Annotated in this window: 2 protein-coding genes; both read left to right on the top strand. The window is 67.3% G+C overall.

Features of this window, described 5'->3' with window-relative positions:
* Positions 1-108: 108 nt before the first annotated feature.
* A complete protein-coding gene (locus JZ791_RS42735) occupies positions 109-7,563 on the top strand; it encodes a hypothetical protein (protein ID WP_216903451.1) in 7,455 nt (2,484 codons plus the stop codon).
* A partial coding sequence (locus tag JZ791_RS42740) for a hypothetical protein (protein ID WP_216903453.1) occupies positions 7,472-8,000 on the top strand: 529 nt, incomplete at its 3' end. The genes JZ791_RS42735 and JZ791_RS42740, both read left to right, overlap by 92 nt.

Below are 8,000 nucleotides of genomic sequence, written 5' to 3' on the forward strand. Positions count from 1 at the left end.
TCCAAGGTCGACCGATTCTACGACTCGCAACTGCGGCGTCCGCTCGACCAGCACTTCGCCACCCGTGAAGACAAACACGCGCAGATGGCCAAGGTCCTGTTCGACGGGATGCACGCGACGAATCCGACAACAGGGGAACGGGAATGGCTGCCCGGTGCGTTCGTCACCGACGTTGAAGGGAAACTGGTCCAGCGGGGTGCCCCGCAACTGGCGGTATCCATGGACAACGCCGACGTCGACCGGCTCGCGACCGCCTTGCAGGAGGAAGCCGCAGCCCGTGGTGTTCAGGTCGAGTTCGAGAAGATCGACGTCGCGTGGGTGGACTCCCACGGAAGCAAGGACGCAGCGCAAGAAGAACTGCAGAAGATCCTGGACTCCGGTGGCGGCCTGGGCAAGATCATCATCGGGAACAAGATCCTGAGCCGCGGTGTCGATATCACTCCCACCAAACAAGCCAAAGCCATCGGTGAGACGATGACCGAACGCGGCGATGACACCACCGCGTTCACCGACGCCAAACCCATCGGCGGGCTGCAAGTCAGAATAGATGGCGGCCCAGCGTATTCCGACCGTGTCAACCATCAGGTAGAAACCCGCGCCGCCCGCAGCGGCGACCCGGAACGCGGCCGGGACGACGGCGGCACCCCCGGCAGCGCCGTGCACTTCATCTCTCCCGAGGACTACCGCAGCAACGCCCCCGACGCGCGCGTCACAACGATCATCACGAAATACCAGAACGCCGCGACCGAACACCGCGACGCGGTCCAAGCCTACGAACACGACCAAAACCAAGACAACGCAACACATGTGCAGCAAACCAAAGACGACCTCACCGCGGCCGAACACGACATGCGCACCCAGGCCACCCCGATGCAGAAAGCCGCCATCGAACAACAAATCCTGAACGCACGACACACCGGCAACGACGAATACGACGCACACGCACCCCCGCTCGACAACGACACACAACGCCCCACATCACCCCCTCCCAGATCGACCGAGACATCCTTCGAGAACCGGGAAGCACCGACGCTCGCCGAGACCGATTCCCGTACCTCCCCGGCGATTACGCCCACGAGGGTGGCACAGTCGCACGAATCCACAACCTCGCGACGAGCCTCGATCACCGATGGCAGCACCCGCCTGGACACCTCCCACCCCGCCACCGACGATCAGGCCATCAACGACTGTGCGCAACAGGTCCTCCAACGCATCGCCGACGAATCACCCGACAACCACGACATCACCCCACCTCCGAGCACGATCGGCCTGCACGGTATGGACGCCATGGACTTCCAGACACGCTCGGCGGGGACGCTGCAAACCTTCTCCGGTTATCAGGCCATCGCCCAACAGCTCCAGCGTCTCCAGGCCGGAGCCAAAGCCTTGGTCGTCGAGAAATACACCGGCCCAACCAACAAGTACGGCATCGGCGCCCACGCCCTGTATCTGAAAAACACCGACGGCACACATATTTCGGTCTGGGATCCCTCGACCAAACGGGAATACCCACTCGACTCCCACCACCCCGCGAATCTCGCCGGGGTCACCGCAGTCCTCTACGACCCTCGAGGGCAGGCCCAAATCATCCCCGGCCACGACACCGCCGGAGCCCAACTCATCGGCGCCGCCCGCATCGGCTCGGCTCCCGCAGCGGGCTCGACCCTTGCGGAGCCGATGGAGGTCGCCGACACCGAGCATGAATCCGACTGGGAGACAGTTTCTTCGGACTCCCTGCACGCCACTGAGCCCCTGCCGACCGAACACCGGTCACAGCAACAGAATCCGCCGCCCCCAAACACGCCCCGCGACTCGCCGCACCAGCAGCCGGCCACGCGTCCGGCCGATAATTCGAACGACCCCGACCTGCTGAGCGGTCTCGAAAACCATGTGCTGCACGGCCTGTACGAGGATCACGAAGCAGACCCCGACCTGCTGGGCGGTCCGGAAGACGATGTGCTGCACGGCCTGTTCGAGGATGACGAAGCGGACCCCGGCCTCCTCGACGGTCCGGAAGACGATGTGCTGCACGGATTGTACGAGGATCACGAACCAGATCCCGACCTGCTGGGCGGTCCGGAAGACCATGTGCTGCACGGCCTGTACGAGGAACACGAAGCAGACCCAGGCCTACTCGACACCTCGGAAGACGATGTGCTGCAAGGCTTGTTCGACACCCGCTCGCACAGCGACGCCGACCCGGAGGATTCGCCGATTCCCGAGGCGGTCCGGGATTGGGGTAGGGCGGCCGACGGCGTCCTGGGTCTGGTTCATCTGGATCCGATTCCGGACGCCACCATTACCGGTTTGCGTGCCGAGCTGGCCGACGCCGTTCGTGACGTCCCGGACGATCGAGCGCGGTCGTGGCTCGGCACCGATGATCTGGTCGAACGGCTCGAGAACTATGTGACTCCAGGGTGGCTGGAGGAGCGAATGCCGTATCTGCGTAGCGCGCAGGGTGACGAGATCATCGTCCGGCATGGTGGGCGCCGGTACGCGATCCGTTTGCGCGTGGGCTTGGTCGACCCTGTCGCCAGCACTCTGGCGCCCGACCACGATCCGGAACGTGCCGATGAGCGTCCGTTGCTGAAGTTGGAGAAGCGTTCGGTGGCCGCGATCGAGGCGCGCGACTCGGGCGCCACAACGAATTACCGTTCTGTCGGTATCCCCGGTCTGCCGTCGTGGTCCATTCTCAAAGGTCCCGTTGCTTCGGTGAAGTTCACCCCGCAGTTGGTGATCACTCATAATCAGACTTCCACGGCGACCTCCGCGGCGGGCAGGCTCATGCACTTGGTTGTCCTGCGCAGCAGGGAGAACTCGAAAGCGTATGACTTCCGGCTGGATTGGGAGTACGAGATCCGACCGATTCCCGACGCGGAGACCGCTACCGAGCCGGTGGACGACGAGACCGCGTCGTCGGTCGACGATGTGACAGCGTCGTCTGACGATGCCGAGACCGCGTCGACGGCCGCGTCATCGGTGGACGAGGAGCCGGATTCGGCATGGCAGCAGGCCGACACCGCGGGTGTCGTGCGTGCGCTCATTCCCGACCATATGGCTTCCAGCGATGTGCCGCAGGTGGATCCGGCCGATCCGGCCACTCAGCCGGTGGACTCCCTCGATGATTTCCCGTTGAACTCGATCGACGGGATCGTCGATCCCGCTCGGTTGCTGCGCGAGGTGCGCTCGGAGTTCGGGACGGAACTGAAGGGTCTGTCCGACAGCTCGGAGAAGGTCCTGGAGAAGTTCCTGGATGAGAAGTCCCAGCGTTCCCACAACCGGCTGATGCGGGCCGGAGGCTACGTCTCGCCGACGTTGTTCGATGCCTCCGGTGAGGCGATCGGTGTTCTTCAGGTCACGGCGGTGGTCGATCGGTTCACGCCGAGGCATACCAGTGCGAAGGTGATGATGGAGAACTACCTGTTGCGTGGCGTGCGTACCGAGGGTTCGCTATCGGTGGCCAATGGTGTGGATGTGGGTGCGCAGGTGGAGGTGGATTTCACCGCCGACACAGCCCCTCATCATCCCGATACCGAGCACAGCCTGAACGGGAAGGTGCAGTTCCACTACGACGCCAACAAGGTCAACACCCGGACCCTGGGGTCCGGCGGGACAGCGTCCGTCGCGCATTCGTTGAAGTCCGCCGCACCGCATTTCCTGAGTACCGCGGACTTGCGTTATGTGGTGACCCTGGTCCGGCCGGGTAAGGCCGACAAGGTCCGTGACCTGGGTACCTGGCAGGACGCGGCGCGGGTGCGGGTGCACAGCAAAGCGACGGCCGGTGGTATCTCCAATCCGTCGCCGCGGTACGTCCCGCCGGAAGTCCGGGAGCTGCGGTATCTGGGGATGTCCGCGACCACGGACAAGATCACCGGGACCGATGTGCTGTTCGAGCGGGCACGGTCCTGGCTGGCGGCGAACGGCTATCTGCCCAGCGGGACCGAACGGCCGGGCGCCGCGGCCAGTGCGGCACAGTTGGACAATTATCGCCGTCTGGCGGTGATGCGTTCGCAGCTCGGGCTGGGCTCGCGGATGGATGAGGCGGTCGATGGCGGCTCGTCGGAGTGGTTCGACAAGCCGACCTCATTCGGTGTGGAGCGGGTGGAGTTGCGGTTGGGTGCGCTGCGGGGTGCGGCGGAGCCGACCTTCCGCAAGACGGTCGAGAACGTGCAGATCATCAACTGGACCAATTCGACCATGAGCGGTTCGGAGGAACTGCGGGAGGAATGGGTTCACACCGGCGGGGTGGCGGGAAGTGTGGGCGGCCCGCTGAAACTGGGCCAGTTACAGGGCAGTATCGCCCCGCTGGACCTCGCCGGCGATCACACGTCGGGACGGACGAAGACGGTCGACAACGGGTTGACCTACGAGCAGGCGTTGTTGTCTGCGGGTGCGCAGCGGATGGATGTGTTCGAGGTGCCGCTGCGGTTCACCCTGGATCTGCACACGGTCAGCTCGGATGTGCCGGCGGTGCGGTTCGCCCGGAAGTCGCTGTCCGCGGACGAGGGCCGAGCCGGGGCGCGGCCCTGGGACGCCGGGCACATGGACGTGTGGATACCCGAACAGCGCACCACCGGTGTGGATCCCGGTCCGGCCACGGCCGCGCCGGCGCCGGGCGCGCGGCTGGCGAACGCCGCGGACCTGCGCCGGCTACGCGCGATACGGCACAAGATTCCACACAGCGCCGTGGTGGATGTCATGAGCGGATCGGGTGCACTGACCAGCGCCTTCCGCGATGTCATCGCCGGCCGGTACGACGATCTGCCCGCAGGGATGCGTACCCCGGTGCTGGCGCCGGCGGCGGGCGCCGGTCGCGGCTGGCTGTGGCGCACCGCGCACGGCCAGGACCCCAACCACGCCGGGTCGGGCATCCAGCAGTTCGGCCGCGGGGCGTTCGCCCCGGCCAAGCTCATCGGCAACGGGCAGCAGGTCCTGGACGGCAAGTATGTGGTCGAACACCTCGCCACCTCCGGGATCCTGACCGATACCAATGCGACCGTCGAGCTGGAGGCCTACCTCGGTGAGCCGACCCTGCTGACCAACGAGACGTTTCAAGCCTCCGACCACGGCGGCTTCCCGGGATACATCGAGACCGACGTGTACGCCCCGGACGGCACCGCACTGTCCAAGGACAGCTCCGCGGGGTGGCAGGGCGGTATCTCCGGGCAGCTCGGCTGGCAGTTCGGTAAGTCGTCCACGCCGTCGGACAGTAACGAACTCGGCGGCAAGGGCGCCGCCGCGGCGACCCAATCCGAGAGCACGGCACTGAGTTACCGCAATCGGTTCACCTACGGGAAGCAGACCGGGACCACGACCTCGGATGCCACCGGCACCCAGGTCAACCGGGTCTCCGCCGAGGATGACCGGATGTTCCGGTTCGGCGCCGACCTGCACTACGTGCTGACGGTCAAACGCGGTACCCGCAACGCGGTCTCCAATCTGTTCGGAGTCGGTGCGTACAAGGACGTCCGGATCCTGGTGACGGTCCCGCGAGGGGGCCAGTTCATTCTGACCGGGCATCAGGTCCGCGACTACGCCGCGGTGCTGGGCCCGGACGCGGCGAGGCTGGCGGGCACGCCCGGCGCGTTGCCGCCGGTGGGTACCGCGCGCTGGCTGCCCGAGCGGGTGCGGGCTGGGGACGGGCTGGGTCCTTCCGCGGCGACCGGCATCGCCGCGAGTCACCGCGCGGCGTTCGGAGAGCAGATCGAGCGGACCGTGCTGGGGCAGACACCCGGGGTGTTCACTCCGGGGCACTCGGCCTACGTCCCGGGCCTGGAGGCCCGGCTGGCCGATTACGCGTCTCCGGTGGGTATGCGCGGCTTGGTCGCGCGGGGCGCGCGCGGACGGCAGGTGCTGCACTACGCCTATCAGCACGCCGGCGGGGCGGAACTGGTCGAGGTCGAGATGCAGGCGGTGCCCGATGTGGACCGGTTGGACGCGGTGATCGGCCATGACCTGTCGACGAACCCGGGGGCGGACAACGGCGTGGAAAACTACGCCGCGCACGGTGCCGGCAATATCACCCACACCACCACACGCACCGGGACCAAGGCCGACACCAGCACGGTCAGCGTCGATTATCCGGGCAGCAGCGGGACGAATATCGCGGCGGCGCTGTCCACACAGCGCGACACCCGGGAGGAAATCGGGCTGACCATGGAGGACCGCACCGCGGTGCGGGCCGGTCAGGCGACCGCGTTCGACATGCCCTACACCTTCGGTGTCCGGGTGCGTAAATCCCCGATGGACGGGGTGCTGCTCAACAAGCTGAACCAGGTCGGGCCCGGGATCGTGCGCCTGACCTACGAGACGGTGCGTGATCTGCTGGCCGGTGCGCCGCAGACCAGCGGCGAAACCAAATCCCTGGTCACAGTGCGGTTCCCGACGGCCGAGACGACCGAGGCCACCGAACTCGCGACGGATCCGAGCGAGCCCGCGGTGGCGCCGGACGCGCGACCCCGATACGCCCCGGCGCCGCCACTACCCGACCGGCTCGCACCGGCGGTCTTGTCCGAGGACCCCACCGCGCCGGGCTGGAGGCCCGGGCACATCCTCCTGGACATGACGCGCGGCGGCGCCCAGGTCCGCCAGCGCCCCGATCCGGTCGGGTTCACGCTGGGTCACGACTTCGCCGTCTACACCTACAGCGGTATCGACCAACTGCACAGCGCGATGAACGAGGTCGCCCCGAAACTGTTCACCACCGGATCGAGGCTGTGGAACTCCGAGGAGAACGCCACCCAACAGCTGACCGAGATGATCCGGCGCGGCGCCGCGACCCTGCGCAACGACCGCGGCGAATTCGGGCTCACCTCCGGCCGGGCGGACGCCGACGGGATCACCGTCACCGCGAAGCTCAGCGGGATACGGTTACTGAACACCGGCGGTGTTCACGTGGACCGGATGCGCAACTCCACCACGACCATCTCCGCCGGCGGCGCCACCTCCACCACGCCGGACCTGAGCTTCAACCAGGACGCCCACAACGACGTCGGGGCCAGCGTCACCCTGCTGGAGCGCGGCCGCACCGGCCACGGCAGGAACGCCATAGCCACGGCCAACCGCCGCGACGTCCTCAAGAACGAGAACGGCCCGCGCTCGTCCAGTCTCGAGGCCCGCGCCGACCTGGTGCTCGAGGTCACCGGGCCCACCGGTGCGCGGCGCTGGGTCACCGGCACCGTGTACCTGCGCCCTGGACCTGGACGTCCTGGGCCGCGGACTGCTCCCGGGCACCCACAACGAGAGCTTCTTCGATCTGCGCACCCTCTACCGCGATCACGCCATCGACCCCGACACCCGAACCATCGGCGCGTCACTCCTGAACGCCGTGACCGATCTCGTCCGGCCGGCCCCGGACACCGACCATCTGGAAACCGCGCACCTATGGCTCGACCTGTCCGGTCTGGGCACCCACGCGCGGGCCAACGCGATGTTCCTGGCCGAGCACGCCGCCCGCACCGCGCAGCGACCGGTGCAACTGTCACTGCGGGACAGCACCGGCACCCGGCACATCCAGCTCGATGCGAACGGCCTGCTCGGCGCTCCCGGCGCGCCCGTGCGTGACGCCTGGACCGATCTCGTCGACGCCCTCCGCACACTGCACGACCGGGTACGGCAGGAGATCGCCGACGCCACCACGGAGGTCGATCGGCTTGCCGCCAGACAAGCGGAGCTACAGGTCCGGAGTCTGTGGCAGACGGCCACCGAACGGCTACAACCAGGGGCGGCGCCGGTCGCCGGCCCGGTCCCGAATCCGTCGCAGCAGGAGATACGCCGGCTCGAGCAACAGGTCGCCGATCTGGGCCGGCGGGTCCGCGCCCGCGAACGCGCCCTCGACCAGGCCGGAACCGGCCTGAACCTCGATCCGGCGCCGTTGCACATGTTCACCACGGCCCACGACGCGGCCGGATCCGGGATCAGACCCAGGGCCGCCACCACACTGATCTCCACCACCCCCGCCCTCGCCGGCATCCGTCGGCGCCACCCCTTCCTCGCCCGCC

Source organism: Nocardia alni (assembly GCF_019038435.1).
GTDB lineage: Bacteria > Actinomycetota > Actinomycetes > Mycobacteriales > Mycobacteriaceae > Nocardia > Nocardia alni.